Genomic DNA, 13,752 nt, shown 5'->3' on the forward strand with positions numbered 1-13,752 from the left:
TGAATCATGCCTGCATGGTTGCACCTGATGGGGGAATCGCTGTGGCCGCTGCTGTACGCGGGCCTCGTGTTCACCGTGCCGTTGACGCTCGTGTCGTTCGCGATCGGACTCGCGCTGGCGTTCATCGTGGCGCTGCTGCGGCTGTTCGGGCCGGCGTGGTCGGTGGCCGTCGTGCGCTTCTACGTGTGGCTGTTTCGCGGCTCGCCGCTGCTCGTTCAGCTGTTCGTGATCTTCTATGGCCTGCCGAACGTCGGCATCGTGCTCGATCCGTTGACGGCCGCGATCATCGGCTTCTCGCTGAACGTCGGCGCGTATAACTCGGAAGTGATCCGCGGCGTGATCGAGTCGATCCCAAAAGGGCAGTGGGAAGCGGCGTACTCGATGGGCATGACGCGCGCGCAGGCGCTGCGTCGCGCGATCCTGCCGCAGGCGGCGCGCGTCGCGTTGCCGCCGCTGTCGAACTCGTTTATCGCGCTCGTGAAGGACACGTCGCTTGCTGCCGTGCTGACCGTGCCGGAGATTTTCCAGGCCGCGCAGCGCATCGCATCGGTGACGTACGAGCCGCTGATTCTCTATACGGAAGCCGCGCTGATCTATCTCGTGTTCAGCTCCGTGCTGTCCTCCGCGCAGGTGCGCCTCGAACGCCGCTTCGGCCGCCACGCGCTTTTCACGTCGGGTAGCTGAACGATGATTCGCCTCGAAAAAATCGAAAAGTATTTCGGCGATCATCGCGTGCTGAACAGCGTCGATCTCGCGCTCGAACAGGGCAACGTGACGGCGCTGATCGGCCCGTCGGGCAGCGGCAAGAGCACGCTGTTGCGCTGCGTGAACCTGCTGGAAATTCCCGAAGCCGGTTCGCTCGAACTCGGCGATCAGCGCATCCCGTTCAGCCGCACGGAAAAGCCGTCGAAGGAAGCGGTGCTCGCGATTCGCCGCCGCACCGGGATGGTGTTCCAGAACTTTCAGCTGTTCCCGCATCGCACGGTGATCGAGAACGTGATGGAGGGGCTCATCACGGTGCAGAAGTGGGACCGCGAAAGGGCGCGCGCGCGGGCGCTCGAACTGCTGGAAAAGGTTGGCATCGCGCACAAGGCCGATGCGTGGCCCGTCACGCTGTCGGGCGGCCAGCAGCAGCGCGTGGCGATTGCGCGGGCGCTCGCGCCGTCGCCGGAAGTGCTGCTGTGCGACGAGCCGACTTCCGCGCTCGATCCGGGCCTCGCCGCCGAAGTGGTCGAAGTGCTGCGCCAGCTCGCGAAAGAAGGCATGACGATGCTCATGGCCACGCACGATCTGCGGCTCGCCGCATCGATCGCACGCAACGTCGTGTTCCTGAGCAATGGGTCGATCGTCGAGCAGGGTCATTCGCGCGACATCTTCACGCGGCCGAAGCAGTCGGAAACGGCGAGCTTCGTCTCGACGCTCACGCAGACGCTGCCGGATGGCTGGGAAGACTGATCGCCGTATCCCCGATACACGCCGACTCACGTCGACGTATGAATGACAACGAGGGCGCCTGCGGGCGCCCTTTGTTGTTTTGCTCGAGGCCCGCGCTTCGGACGTGCGTCACGCCGGCATCCGGCAGCTACGCTACAATGGCCGTCGCCTTGAACCACGGAACATCGATGAAGACACGCACTCTGTTGATCGCATGCTGCACGGTTGCCGCCGCTTTGTCCGCGGGATGCGCGTCCGTGTACAAAAATACGAGCGCATGCGAGCAGATGATGCGGCAATCGGCGAGGGAGCTTTCCGCCGACGATACGTTGAAGATCGTGCACGCGGGGACAGGCATCCGTGGCAGCCGCGTCGTCGTGGAAGGCACGCTCGAGCATCCGCAGACGGCATCGGAAGCGGCCGCCGCCAAGCCGCGGAATACGAACATCAACGAAGCCGGCCTGCTCGCGCCCGTCGCTGCCGCGATCGAAAAGACCAAGCCGCGCAAGACCGTGGTGCCCGCAGCCGTCGAATGCACCTACGACACAAACGGTTTGAGCGCGTTCCGCTGGCTCGCGCCCGCACGCCTCGCGAAGACGGGCGCGCCCGCCGGAGCCGGAGAGCAAACCGGCGAGTAAGGCGAGCGCTGCGAGCGGGGCGAGCGGCGCGGCATGCTGCGCCGCACCTGCCGCATCCAGGCCGGCATGCTAGGATTTCTGCGTAATGCGGCTACGTTATTGCGGGCACGTTATGCAGCGTTCAGGAGGGCAGCATGGACGGCTTCGTCAGACATCACATAGAGGGCGCATCCGTCGACATCGACGTGGTGCCCGTCACGCCGCGCGGCTACTGCGCGCGCTTCCGCATCTTCCGCGACGCCGCCGACAAACCCGAATGGCATCAGGTTCACGTGTCGGGCAGCGTGTTCGACACCGCTGAAGAGGCCGAGGAGGCGGCGCGTTCGATGGCGCTCGAGCAGGTGCTCGCGGGCGGCGGCTCCTAGTCCTGCGCTTGCGGGCCTGTCGCCTGCACTTTTTTCCATTCAGTGTCGTTTGTGTGGCGCGCTGGCGTCGCACGCGTTCCCTTCGTTCGCCTTCGATACGCTCGATGCGTTGCGCACGCTCATGTGCGCAGTTTGAGCGGCGTCGCCCGCGAAAGTCGAAGAAATCCGACTTTGGGAGTTTTCTTGTATTGAGGAATTCACCGTCTCCGTAGGATTTACCTGTCGTAACCGACATCGAAGAAGTGGCGGTACGTAGGAGGCATCTTGCGGAATGTCGGTTCCGTCGTTCATCGAATACCTTGTCCATATTGATTCGGTATCCAAAGTGATGGAAGCAGAAGCAAATCGTTCGATGCTGCATTTTGGGGAGAGGTGGATTTATCCGTATCAAGGTTCTAGATGAGCAATGTGCAAAGCGTAGCGCGCGATCAACGCGCGCCGGTTTCTTCTTTGTCGGTTCGTGCGCGAGGCAGCGCTGGCCTGATTAGCCGAAGCGTCGCTCCTTATGATGCAGTGGGGCGCGTGGGCTGCTTCGATCGCTATGCGCGCGCAGGCATGGCCGTCGCGGTGTTCGGGGCGATCGCATGGTTGCCGGCGGCGCGCGCGGCGCCCGTCACCGATTACATCGCCGTCAGCACCAATGTGATGACGGGCGCGCCGACCACCGTGTCGAACGACCTGAATACAATGGCGATCGGTCCGTCGGCGAACGCGTCGGGAGACTATGCGCTCGCCGTGGGAGCTGGCGCAGGCGCGGCGCGCGCCGGTTCGACGGCCATCGGTGCGCGCGTTGCGGCGTTGGGCCTGGACACGACGGTGATTGGCTATAGCGCGTCGACCGGTTTCGACGCGGACAGGGCCGTGTCGATCGGTTACATGTCGGCGGCGGACGGCGCCGATTCGCTCGCATTCGGTTCGATGTCGATGGCGCGCGGTCAGCGTTCGACGGCGATCGGCGTGAACGCGCTGGTGGGGGACGCAGCCGTCGACGGGGTGGCCTTGGGCTCGAACAGTGCGGTCATCGCAAGCGGTGCCGTGGCGTTGGGCGCGAATTCAAAAGCCGATCGCGCGAACGTCGTCTCCGTCGGCAACGCGACGCTCCAGCGGCAGATCGTCAACGTCGCGGCGGGCACAGCGGATACCGATGCCGTCAACGTCAGCCAGTTGCGCGCCGCTGTATCGGCTGGCGTGCCGGACGCGGTCACATATGACTCGGCGGCCCATGACGCCGTCACGTTGGGTGGCGCAGCAGCGAGTGCGCCCGTCCGGCTCGGCAATGTGGCAAACGGTATGGTCGATGCAAGCAGCCACGATGCGATCAACGGCAGCCAGTTGCATGGCCTGAGCGCGAGCGTGGCGTCGGCGTTGGGCGGTGGCGCGGCGGTCGCAGCGGACGGAACGGTCGTCGCGCCGTCGTATCGTGTCGGTGGCAGCGTGTTTCGCAACGTCGGCGATGCACTCGGCAATCTCGATGGCCGCGTTGCCAGCAACACGAGTGCAATCAACGATCTCAACGTTGCGCTCGGCAACGTAATGAACAACGGCGTCGAGCCGCGCTATTTCCACGCGAATTCGACGCTCGCCGATTCGCTGGCCACGGGCGCCAATTCGGTTGCGATCGGCGGTGGCGCGCAGGCCGCGTTCGAGAATTCGGTCGCGCTCGGTGCGAATGCGGTCGCGGATCGGGCCAATTCGGTGTCCGTCGGCACGACAGGCGGCGAACGGCAGATCACGCATGTTGCGGCGGGCACAGCCGATACGGATGCCGTCAATGTCGCGCAGTTGAAGCAGGCAGGACTCGTCGACGAAAACGGCCGCACAACGAGTGCAGTCGTGTACGACCATGCAACTGACCGGGTGGACTATGCGAGCGTGACCTTGGGCCAGGGCGTGGCTGGCGGCACGGTCCTTCACAATCTGGCCAACGGCGTTCTGGCCAGCGACGCGGTCAATCTCGGTCAGTTGAACGATGTGGTGAATCAGATCGTCAACGTGCAAACGCAAGGCGCAACGAATCCCTTCGTGAGCGTGAATGGCGACGCCAAGACGGAAGGAGCGGCTGCGACTGGCACGCATGCGACGGCCGTGGGCGCGAGCGCGACCGCAAACGGCGATCAGGCCACCGCGCTCGGCGCCAATGCACAGGCGAGCGGCCTGACGGCGACGGCTGTTGGCGCGCAAGCTGTCGCGAACGGCGCAAATGCTTCGGCGTTCGGCGCGGGCAGCCAGGCCGTTGCCAATGGCGCGGTCGCATTGGGCGCGGGTTCCATTGCGGATCGTGCGAATGCCGTATCCGTGGGCCGGGCAGGCGGCGAACGGCAGATCGCCAATGTCGCCCCAGGCACGCGCGGCACGGACGCGGTCAACCTGAATCAGTTGAACGCAGCGATCGATCAGACCCATCAGTCGCTTCATGACCTCGACACGAGCACCCGAAAGGGGATCGCCGCCGCGTCGGCGTTGCAGATCGTCACGCCGTACCTGCCGGGGCGTACGACGCTCAATGCCGGTATCGCTGGCTATCGAGGGCAGGCGGCGCTCGGTTTTGGTGTATCGCGCTGGAACGACAAGGGGACGATCAACTTCAATGCGGGCGTCGCGTCGTCGGGCAGTAACAGCACGATTGTGCGAGCCGGCATAGGCATCGTGCTCGGCAACTGATCCGGCTTGCACGGCGGGCGCAGCGCTGCTGCACCGTCGTGATCGCGTTGTGGGCACGCTGTCGTCACACCCCGGCAGCGCTTGCTTCGGCCATAGAGACGAGCAGACGAGCGGTCCTAAGTTCGGCACGCGACGCGACACTCGCTCAAAAAGCGTAGTACGGTCCGTTGCCGGCCGAGGTGAGGCGCGACTCGATCGCGGTATAGATGCGTCGTCCAAAGAAGAACGGCAGTCCCCAGTCGAACGCGCTCGATGGACCGCCCAGGTTGTTGAACGCGTAGTTGTTGGTGGCAAACAGCGTTTGCGCGTTGGCGATGGAAAAGTCCGGCGACGCCGTTGCGCCATTGACGCCCGTCAGTGTCGCCGACAGCGATTGCGTCGACGCGGGGCACCACCAGACACCGCAGCGCGTGAGCGTCGTGCTGGGGAAAAACAGGCCGTTCGAACCACTATCGATAAAGCTTTGCGAGTACGGTTGTCCGTTCAGGGAGGTGGTGACATAGCCCGTCGTGGTGTTGGCCTTCAACACGGTTGCGCTGCCGAGTGTGTTGTTGGCCTGTGTGCCAATGCCGAAGATCATCGATCCGTAGACAGTCGCCTGGCCGCTCGGACCGACCATCGGCAGGTCGATCACGACGCCGTTGTTGTCGAGCGCGAACCGGCTGATCGGGTTGGTCACTTGCTGGTCGAGCGGCTGTGTGCTCGACACACACGAGCCTGTCGTGTCGCATGCGTAGTACCAGCGCGGCAGGGCCGACGCGATGCAACCGCCGCCGCAATCGGCGGAGAACAGGCCGACGCCGAGAATGCCGTTCACGCGCAGCGCCGCGGGCGTCATCATCGGCAGGCCGGAGGCCGCACAGTCTGCGGGGACGGTCGGCATGGATGGATCGGCGATTACCTGGATCGACAGGCTCGGCGCGAGCTGGCCTGCCATCCGGATATCGGCGGTGCGCACGGCGCCCCATGTATAGCCGGTGCCGAACACGCCGCATTCTCCACTTACGCCGTTCACCGTACCGGCAGACGCGGTGGCCAACACGGCGGGCAACGCGAGACTCGCGGGCAATTGCGAAGCAAGTACGCGGAACCCTTGCGAGCCGGTATCGACCTGCACGTTGTCGATCGTCACGCAGTTTGACGTCCCCGGCGCGCATACCGTCACGCTCGTCGTTAGCATGTTGCGGGTCTGCGTGGGTGTCGACGTGACGACGATCGGTTGGGTATTGGGTACCGTCGATTGAGGAACGGTTGCAACGGGCGCGCTGGCCGGGACGGGGGCACTGGCTGTTGGCGAGCCGCTGGCCGGCGAAGGGGGTGTCGAAGGCGACGAGTTGCCACCCGTGTCCGAACTGCTTGAATTCCCGCCACCGCCGCCGCCACCGCATCCGGGCAATGCGATGAGTACGCCCACGAGAAAGCCAGGCGCAAGAAGCCGTCTATTCGTCATCACGCATCCCGTCAGTGCAGATCGGCGAGCGAAATGCCGGCCGGAACGGCAGCCGGCAGCCATGCGCGGCCGACGTAGCTGCGCATCTGACCACCCGACTCGACGATGACTTCCGCTTGCTCGACGCGCGAAGCGTGAAGGGGACTGAGCTCGCTCAGTTGCGCGGCCGCTTTCACGCGGTAGGGGTCCGCATAGCGTCCGAGCATCCGTGTGAGATCGGGCATCGTCGGGCCTTGCCATGTGTAGGCGAAGACATGGCCGTCGCTGGTTGCGTATTCGTTGATGGTCGTGCCGCCCGCATCGACGATCGAACGCATCTGGATCGCACTGCCTGGCAGCACGCGTTGCGTCGAGCCGTCGTCCGTTCGATGCGCGGACATCGTGCCGCCGAGTTCCGCATATGCGGGGCCGGCGAGCAATGCGGTGACGCCCGCCGCCAGAACGGTGAATGCGGCGAAAATCGTCGCCCGATGATTGTCGATTCGCGTCATGGTTGTGCTCCCCGAAGGCCCGCGGGCATTTTTGAGATCGTTATTTCAAGATATCACCGGGGTTTTGAGACGCGATTCACGCAGACAAAAGGGTCGCATGTCGATATCGCTCGAAAGGGCTTGATCGATACCCGTTTAGCCCAAAGGAATCAAAGGCGTAGCTCAGCGTCTTGACCGCTTCGCGATTGCGCCGAAAATTGTGGCGGAATGTTAAATTTCGGCGTGAAATGGGCGCTGGTGCGCTGCGTTTCCCAGTGATTATGAGATGATGCGGGCGGCTTTTGCGTTGCGGGCAGTGGTGCCCAGGCTCCGCATTTGGCACATCGACGGCAGGCCGGCAGCGCATGGCGGCAACACGGCCGAAAGCGCATGGCGGTAACACGGCCGAAAGCGCTTCCACGCGAGGCAAACCCCGCTTTTTGCACTTCGCGACGCCGGACCGGTAAAATGATGGGTTACCACGGACTTGCCGTGGCGTAGCGGAAGGATTTCCAGAACATGACAGATCTTCGTCTCACCAAGCGGTTCGCAGCATTGCTGATGGCAGGCGGTCTGGTCGCCGGCTGCGGCACGTCGTCGCCGACCAAAATCGACTACAAGAGCGACTCGAAGTCGAAGGAAGTGTCACTCGCTGTTCCGCCGAACATGATGGAAGAAACGGCAGACCAGCGCTCGCTGCCGCCGCAAAGCGGTCAGACGTCGCTGTCCACGCTGCAGCAAGTGCAATCCGATGCGCCGTCCACCACGGCTGTCGCGCCTGTCGTCAGCGGCATGCACATCCAGCGCGACGGCACCGAAAGCTGGCTCGTGCTCGACAACAAGACGCCCGATCAGGCGTGGCCGCAAATCCGCCGCTTCTGGCAGGAGCAGGGCTTTCTGCTCGTCGTCGATCAGCGCGACAAGGGCGTGATGGAAACGGACTGGAACGAGACGCATCCGTCCATCAACGATGGTCTCATCCGTAGCACGCTGTCGAAGGCGATGGGCAATTCGTATGTGACGGCGGAGCGGAACAAGTACCGCACGCGTCTCGAAGCGGCGCCGAACGGCGGCACATACGTCTTCGTCAGCCAGAAGGGCCTGCGTGAGGCGCTGAGCGGCGCGAACAACGACACGAGCAAGTGGGAGCCGAAGCCGAACGATCCGGCGCTCGAAACCGAATACCTGAAACGTCTGATGGCGTCGCTCGCCCAGGCGGATTCGGGCGCGCGGGTGGCCGGTTCTTCGGCTGCGCCGGCTACGTCGCCCGCCGGTGCGCAACTGGCGCCCAACGCTGCGACGAATGGCGCGAAGTCAGTGGCCGCCGCGACGGCTGCGCAAAACGTCTCGCTGTCCGCGCAGACGCCCGTGCGGGATCCGTCGTCGGGCGATACGTCGGTGCAGGCTTCGTCGACGGAACTGACGCTCGGCGAGCCGTACGACCGCGCATGGCTGCGTGTCGGTCTCGCGCTCGATCGCAGCAACTTCACCGTCGACGATCGCGATCGCGCGCGTGGCCTGTACTTTGTCCGCTACGTCGATCCGAAGGATTTGTCTTCGGAGGAGCAGGGCTTCTGGAGCCAGGTGTTCCACGGCCGCAAGGAGAAGGTCGCCAAGCAATATCGCGTGAACGTGCGCGAGGTGACGCCGAATCAGACGCGTATCGCGGTCGTCGACGACAAGGGCAATATCGACCCGTCGTCGCAAGCGAAGCAGATTATGTCGCTGATGGTCGATCAGTTGCACTGAGCACGGAACACGGTCGCGCTTTTCGCGCGGCCTCGCATCAAGCCCGCTTGACGGTTGTCGTCATGCGGGCTTTTTTGTTGCCGTCGAGTTTGTATCGGGCCGACCGTCTCTGACTAAAGACAGCGTCCTCACGCCGAGGCCCATTGACTAGACGTAACGTGACGTTACGCCGTAACGCCGTGCATCCTGCGGCTGCACACAACGTCGTCTTTCATCGTTCTCATCGTCGGATCAACGGGTTGCGCGGCGCAAGACGCCATATGAGCGCTTGGCACACTAGCTGCTTTTAACTGCCGCGTCCGGATGAACCTTGACGCGAAGCATCATGCCGTCTGCTTCGCGGGATGCGCTTGCGCGAGCCGTAGAAACAACACTCAACAACGCTCGCGCAAGCGCTTGATGTGCAGGATCTCTCGCTGGCTGGATAACGACGGGCGCGAGAAAGCGCCCGTTCCGGTGGCCCCGTCGCCTATCCTCGTAGGGCGACGGTTTCGCCCGCGCTCCACGGTTGGAGCGCGGGCTATTTTTCCTGCTGTCGCGTCAAGTCGCGGCGACGAATCAGCAGCGTTCGCTGACGCTGCGTCCCCCAAAGCCGGGAATGCGTTTGACCACGCCCGTAGCGAGCGCGGTACCGACGAGAATCACCGCGCAGCCTTCCAGCATGCCGACCGAGACGCGTTCGCCGAGGAACAGCGCGCCCCACAGAATGCCGAAGATCGGGATGACGAATGTGACGGTGATCGCGCGAGCGGGGCCGGCGACGGCGATCAAATGGAAGAACAGCATGTACGCGATGCCCGTGCACGCGACGCCCAGCGCGATCACCGAGCTCCACGCCTTGAGCGACGGCGCGGCCGCCGGCCAGGAGGCCATCGCGAGCGGCAGCAGCACGATGGTTGCGCCGATCATCGTGCCCGTCGCGACGGTGAGCGCATCGACGCCCGTCAGGTGCTTTTTCGTGTAGCTGGCAGCGATGCCGTAGAGCAGCGTTGCGCCGAGCGCAGCGGCGGCGGCGAGCGCCGTCGTGGTCGGCGATGCGTTCGATCCGCTTGGCGCGGCGATCTGATCCCACACGAGCGTCAGCACGCCCGCGAAGCCGATCACGAGGCCCACGCTGCGCAGTGCGCTCAGCCGGTCCTTGAGCCACACGAAGGCGACGAGCGCGCCCCACAGCGGCGTCGTCGCGTTGATCACAGAGGTGACGCCGGCCGACAGCGTAATTTCCGCGTAGGCGAATAGACAGAACGGCGCAGCCGAATTCAGAATGCCGACGACCAGCAACGGCAGCGCGCGCGTGCGCAACGTCGCGGCGGATTCGCGCAGCGGACGTCGCGCGGCAAGCACGATCAGCAGGAACAGCGCACCGATGCCGACACGCAGCGCCATCAGCGGCGCAACGCCGAAGTCGCTCACGCCAACGCGGATGAACAGGAACGACGCGCCCCATAGCGCGGCGAGAATCAAAAGCTGGAAGACGTTGACTGGCTTCATCGTGAGAGTGTCGCGCGCAGTTGAGTCGCGATGCGTACGCATGCTAACACCGGGCAAGTGCCTGTCGTTTCACGATGGAATGAAATAGCAAGAATCGGCAACCGGGCGGCAAGGGGACTATGAGGCGAACGAAAGCAGAAAAAAAGCGGGCGCCTCATACATGGCGCCCGCTCCCGTTTCGACTGGCCGAAGCCTCGGTCTGGCTCAGTGAGGAATCATCCCTTGCAGCACGTTCTGCTGCAGCCACACGAGAATGCCGAGCACGATCGTGAGCAGGATCGAATGCTTGAAGGTCTTCGCGAACACGTAGCCTTCCTTGCCTTTGAGATCGGTCGTCGCGACGCCCGTCGAAATGTTCTGCGGCGAGATCATCTTGCCCATTACGCCGCCCGACGAGTTGGTCGCGGCCATGAGCACCGGGTTCAGGTTCAGTTGATGCGCGGCCACCACCTGCAGGTTGCCGAACAGCGCGTTACCCGACGTATCGCTGCCCGACAGGAACACGGCGACCCAGCCGAGGAACGCCGACACCAGCGGGAAGAACGGGCCCACCGACGCGACGCCCAGACCCAGCGTGTAGTTCATCCCCGAGTAGTTCATCAGGTACGCGAGGCCGACGATCGTCGCGACCGTTAGGATGGCGATGCGCGTCTGCACCCACGTATCGACGATCGCGCGTCCGAAGTCGGCCACCGACAGCCGCACGACCAGGGCCGTGATGATGGCCGCGACGAGAATCGCGGTGCCCGTCGCGAGCGGCTGGAAGTCCCAGATCGCGCCATAGGGCGTCTTGTACAGCGTGATGTAGACGGCCTTGTCGAGGCCCGGCCACGGCACCTTCACGTCGCCGATCATGAAGATCTTCGCGATCGTCCAGATGATCACGACGGCCGATACGATCAGCCACGGATACCAGCCTTCCGCGCCCGAGACCTTGCCGCGCGTCTCGTTCACGCGATCGACGTTGATCGCGAAGGCCGGGTCCGCAGCGGGACGCCAGACACGCAGGAACGCGATCGTGAGGATCAGCGAAACGAGCGACGAAAGTACGTCCGTCAGGCTGTAGTTGATGTAGTTCGACGTGACGAACTGCGTCAGCGCGAAGCTGCCGCCCGACACGAGCAGCACCGGCCACACGCGCATCATGTTGCGAAAGCCCGCATACACGCCGATCACGTAGAACGGCAGCAGCAGCGCGAAGAACGGCAGCTGGCGGCCGACCATCTTGGCGAGCGCATCGGTGGGCAGGTGCGTGACGGCGCCGAGCACCGTGATCGGCACGCCAAGCGCGCCGAACGCGACGGGCGCGGTGTTGAAGATCAGCGTGAAGGTGAGCGCTTCGAGCGTCGGGAAGCCGAGCAGGATCAGGAGCGAACTCGTGATCGCGATCGGCGTGCCGAAGCCCGAGATGCCCTCGAACAGCGCGCCGAACGAAAAGCCGATTACGACGAGCACGATGCGCCGGTCGTTCGGCAGGTTGTCGATCATCCACGTGCGGAAGGCGGCGAAGCGTCCCGAATACTGCGCGATGTTGTAGAGCAGGATCGCGGTGAAGACGATCCACATCACGGGCCAGCACGCGAATACGGCGCCCGCCGCGACCGAGTTGAACGCGAGCCCGACGGGGAATTGCCAGCCGAAGATCGCGATCACGATACCGACGATCAGGCCCGCCAGCGACGCCTGCCACGCCGGCCGCCGCGCCCAGCCGAGCAGCGCAAGTACGACGACGATGGGTAGCACTGCGACGAGAAACGACGGCAGCAGCGAGTTGCCGATGGGAGTCAATAGCTGATGGAACATCACGTCTCCTTCGTTGTTGTTCGATTCGACGCGAAGACTGCGCCTACGCGGCGAAGCGGCAGGGCTGGACGGATGAAGACGGCGACGGGCGCTGGATGTCGACGAAAAAACGCGCGGGGCGCCGGATCACGCAATTAAACAAGCGTTGCACTGGCACTCGCCAGCATAGATAGCGCTGGTGAATCCAGTCAAGCAGGGAAAACGAAGGAACGCATTGCGGGAATAGATCCGGGTGCTGCTTCGTAGCGGGGCCTGCAGCTTGTCTGCGGCGCGGTTTGCTGTGCCGTCAGCGGCGCGGAATCCGCCATCGGCGCTCGGGATCGCGCGCGCCGCTCAGTGCGAACGGCCGTGGCCGCCGCCTCCCCAGTAGTGGCCGCCACCCCCACCGCCCCAGCCTGCGTGCGTGCCACCCCAGGACCCGTGGCCGCCGCCCCAGGTGCCGTGACTGCCGCCCCAGGTGCCATGCGCGCCGCCCCAGTTTCCATGACCACCCCAATAGCCGTGATGCCCCCAGTAGCCGTAATGACCGTGTCCGCCGCAACATCCTCCCCAGTACGCGAAGCTAAGCGATACCGACGGCCACCAATAGCCCGGCCAGCCGTAACCGTAGTACGGATAGGGATACGGATAGGCATAGGGATAGGCGACGGGATAGTACGCAGGCGCGCCATAGACGGAAGCAGGCGCGACGTCGTAGGCGGGCGACGAGCCGTCGGGCATCGCGAACTGCGCCTGTGCGGGAGCCTGCGATGCGTCGCCAGGGGAAACGGGAATCTCGGACAGCGTGGCTGCCGTCGGAACAGTGGAATAGGCGGGATACGCGGGGTAATACCCGTAGCCCGGGTAGTAGCCGTACGGCGCGTAGTAGTAGCAGCCGGACAGCGCCCCGGACAACACCAGCACTGCAACGGCGCTGCCGACACGCAACGTTGCATCAAGCGGTTTCATGACGTGCTCCTCGTTATCGCGCGGCATCACAGGCGGCGCGCGCTTTATCTATTGAGCTTACGTCAGGGCTTCGTGCTGCACGTCACAAAGTGGTAACGGCTTATTTCACCGCGGGCGTATTGCAGGACATGTCCGGCGCGTACGTGCGCGCCGGACTCTGCCCATCTCCCTTCGGCTTTCGAGCGACACGCGTCAGGCGGATGCGTGGGTTCGAGGCCGTTTGCCCGCATCGCCTTCGATGGCGATTTGTCGTATTCGGATCGCGTTCGCCCGGGCCATCTGGATCACATCGGCGATCGCGATGGCGCGTCAGCGAAACGCTCGAATTTGGTTCGGTGCTGCTGGGAGCGTGCGGCTCACTTGCCGACCTGGTTGCCGATCACGCCGCCGACGGCCGCACCGCCCAACGTCGACAGCGCGTTGCCGCCGATCACCGCGCCCGCTGCGCCGCCTACGCCCGCGCCGATTGCGGTATCGCGTTGTCGCCGGGTCATGCCGTCGCATGCGGAAAGACTCGCCACCACGGCTACCAGCGTGGCCAGCGCACCGATTCGATGGAACGTTCTCATGATTGCGACTCCTTTTCTCGACGGGACATGCGAGTTGCGCTCCCGCTCCGTTGATTCGTTGGATTCGATGGTATCGCCGCGTGCCGTTTCTGTTTGTATGGGCTTGTCAGCAAAGTGTCCGTTTCGTAATCAAATGTTTCCCCACAAGTTTTCCCTCGCTGGTGCCCGCTTCGT

At 64.1% G+C, this 13,752-nt stretch carries 12 protein-coding genes; 6 read left to right on the forward strand and 6 right to left on the reverse strand.

The annotated features are described in order from the left end of the window. Nucleotides 1-6 precede the first annotated feature (6 nt). The 5 genes from BMW76_RS30660 to BMW76_RS30680 all read left to right on the forward strand — a co-directional run bounded on the left by BMW76_RS30660 (nt 7) and on the right by BMW76_RS30680 (nt 5,098). Nucleotides 7-684 carry an amino acid ABC transporter permease gene (locus BMW76_RS30660; protein WP_090872065.1) on the forward strand — a complete coding sequence of 226 codons (678 nt, stop codon included), beginning with the start codon at nt 7-9 and terminating at the stop codon, nt 682-684. Nucleotides 685-687: 3 nt separating this feature from the next. Next, nucleotides 688-1,455, forward strand: a complete 768-nt coding sequence (locus tag BMW76_RS30665) for an amino acid ABC transporter ATP-binding protein (protein WP_090872067.1) — start codon at nt 688-690, stop codon at nt 1,453-1,455. A 167-nt stretch (nt 1,456-1,622) separates the two neighbouring features. Beyond that, nucleotides 1,623-2,072: a hypothetical protein gene (locus BMW76_RS30670; protein WP_090872069.1), complete on the forward strand. Its 450-nt coding sequence runs from the start codon at nt 1,623-1,625 to the stop codon at nt 2,070-2,072. A gap of 134 nt (nt 2,073-2,206) precedes the next feature. Next, nucleotides 2,207-2,437 (forward strand): hypothetical protein, encoded by a 231-nt coding sequence (locus BMW76_RS30675; protein ID WP_090872071.1) that lies wholly within the window; start codon nt 2,207-2,209, stop codon nt 2,435-2,437. A gap of 522 nt (nt 2,438-2,959) precedes the next feature. Then, nucleotides 2,960-5,098, forward strand: coding sequence for a YadA family autotransporter adhesin (locus BMW76_RS30680; RefSeq protein ID WP_245763436.1), 2,139 nt, complete (start codon nt 2,960-2,962; stop codon nt 5,096-5,098). A gap of 145 nt (nt 5,099-5,243) precedes the next feature. On the opposite strand, the gene BMW76_RS30685 is transcribed toward BMW76_RS30680, so the two are convergent. Together BMW76_RS30685 and BMW76_RS30690 are read right to left on the reverse strand one after the other, a co-directional pair. Then, nucleotides 5,244-6,548 carry a DUF3443 domain-containing protein gene (locus BMW76_RS30685; protein WP_090872073.1) on the reverse strand — a complete coding sequence of 435 codons (1,305 nt, stop codon included), beginning with the start codon at nt 6,546-6,548 and terminating at the stop codon, nt 5,244-5,246. A gap of 11 nt (nt 6,549-6,559) precedes the next feature. Next, nucleotides 6,560-7,039 (reverse strand): DUF2844 domain-containing protein, encoded by a 480-nt coding sequence (locus BMW76_RS30690; RefSeq protein ID WP_090872075.1) that lies wholly within the window; start codon nt 7,037-7,039, stop codon nt 6,560-6,562. A 498-nt stretch (nt 7,040-7,537) separates the two neighbouring features. Here BMW76_RS30690 and bamC point away from each other — a divergent pair, with 498 nt between their 5' ends. Continuing rightward, entirely contained in the window at nt 7,538-8,767 is a 1,230-nt protein-coding gene (gene bamC / locus BMW76_RS30695) for an outer membrane protein assembly factor BamC (RefSeq protein ID WP_090872077.1), read from the forward strand. Between the two features lie 558 nt (nt 8,768-9,325). Here bamC and BMW76_RS30700 read toward each other — a convergent pair. From BMW76_RS30700 to BMW76_RS30715, 4 genes are all read right to left on the reverse strand, one after another. Further along, on the reverse strand, nt 9,326-10,300 hold the full coding sequence (locus BMW76_RS30700; protein ID WP_090872078.1) for a DMT family transporter: 975 nt from the start codon (nt 10,298-10,300) through the stop codon (nt 9,326-9,328). 162 nt (nt 10,301-10,462) lie between these two features. Next, nucleotides 10,463-12,061, reverse strand: coding sequence for an L-lactate permease (locus tag BMW76_RS30705; RefSeq protein WP_090872080.1), 1,599 nt, complete (start codon nt 12,059-12,061; stop codon nt 10,463-10,465). Nucleotides 12,062-12,394: 333 nt separating this feature from the next. Beyond that, a complete protein-coding gene (locus tag BMW76_RS30710) occupies nt 12,395-13,009 on the reverse strand; it encodes a hypothetical protein (protein WP_090872082.1) in 615 nt (204 codons plus the stop codon). Nucleotides 13,010-13,365: 356 nt separating this feature from the next. Beyond that, nucleotides 13,366-13,578 carry a glycine zipper 2TM domain-containing protein gene (locus BMW76_RS30715; RefSeq protein ID WP_087735561.1) on the reverse strand — a complete coding sequence of 71 codons (213 nt, stop codon included), beginning with the start codon at nt 13,576-13,578 and terminating at the stop codon, nt 13,366-13,368. Between the last annotated feature and the right edge of the window lie 174 nt (nt 13,579-13,752).

Origin of the sequence: Paraburkholderia diazotrophica, assembly GCF_900108945.1 — a bacterium.
In the GTDB taxonomy this organism is placed as follows: domain Bacteria; phylum Pseudomonadota; class Gammaproteobacteria; order Burkholderiales; family Burkholderiaceae; genus Paraburkholderia; species Paraburkholderia diazotrophica.

Bases quoted from the DNA above. Each gene is read 5' to 3' on its own strand.
- BMW76_RS30660 (WP_090872065.1), top strand. From the start codon at position 7: ATGCCTGCATGGTTGCACCTGATGGGGGAATCGCTGTGGCCGCTGCTG.
- BMW76_RS30665 (WP_090872067.1), top strand. From the start codon at position 688: ATGATTCGCCTCGAAAAAATCGAAAAGTATTTCGGCGATCATCGCGTG.
- BMW76_RS30670 (WP_090872069.1), top strand. From the start codon at position 1,623: ATGAAGACACGCACTCTGTTGATCGCATGCTGCACGGTTGCCGCCGCT.
- BMW76_RS30675 (WP_090872071.1), top strand. From the start codon at position 2,207: ATGGACGGCTTCGTCAGACATCACATAGAGGGCGCATCCGTCGACATC.
- BMW76_RS30685 (WP_090872073.1), bottom strand. From the start codon at position 6,548: ATGACGAATAGACGGCTTCTTGCGCCTGGCTTTCTCGTGGGCGTACTC.
- BMW76_RS30690 (WP_090872075.1), bottom strand. From the start codon at position 7,039: ATGACGCGAATCGACAATCATCGGGCGACGATTTTCGCCGCATTCACC.
- bamC (WP_090872077.1), top strand. From the start codon at position 7,538: ATGACAGATCTTCGTCTCACCAAGCGGTTCGCAGCATTGCTGATGGCA.
- BMW76_RS30700 (WP_090872078.1), bottom strand. From the start codon at position 10,300: ATGCGTACGCATCGCGACTCAACTGCGCGCGACACTCTCACGATGAAG.
- BMW76_RS30705 (WP_090872080.1), bottom strand. From the start codon at position 12,061: ATGTTCCATCAGCTATTGACTCCCATCGGCAACTCGCTGCTGCCGTCG.
- BMW76_RS30710 (WP_090872082.1), bottom strand. From the start codon at position 13,009: ATGAAACCGCTTGATGCAACGTTGCGTGTCGGCAGCGCCGTTGCAGTG.
- BMW76_RS30715 (WP_087735561.1), bottom strand. From the start codon at position 13,578: ATGAGAACGTTCCATCGAATCGGTGCGCTGGCCACGCTGGTAGCCGTG.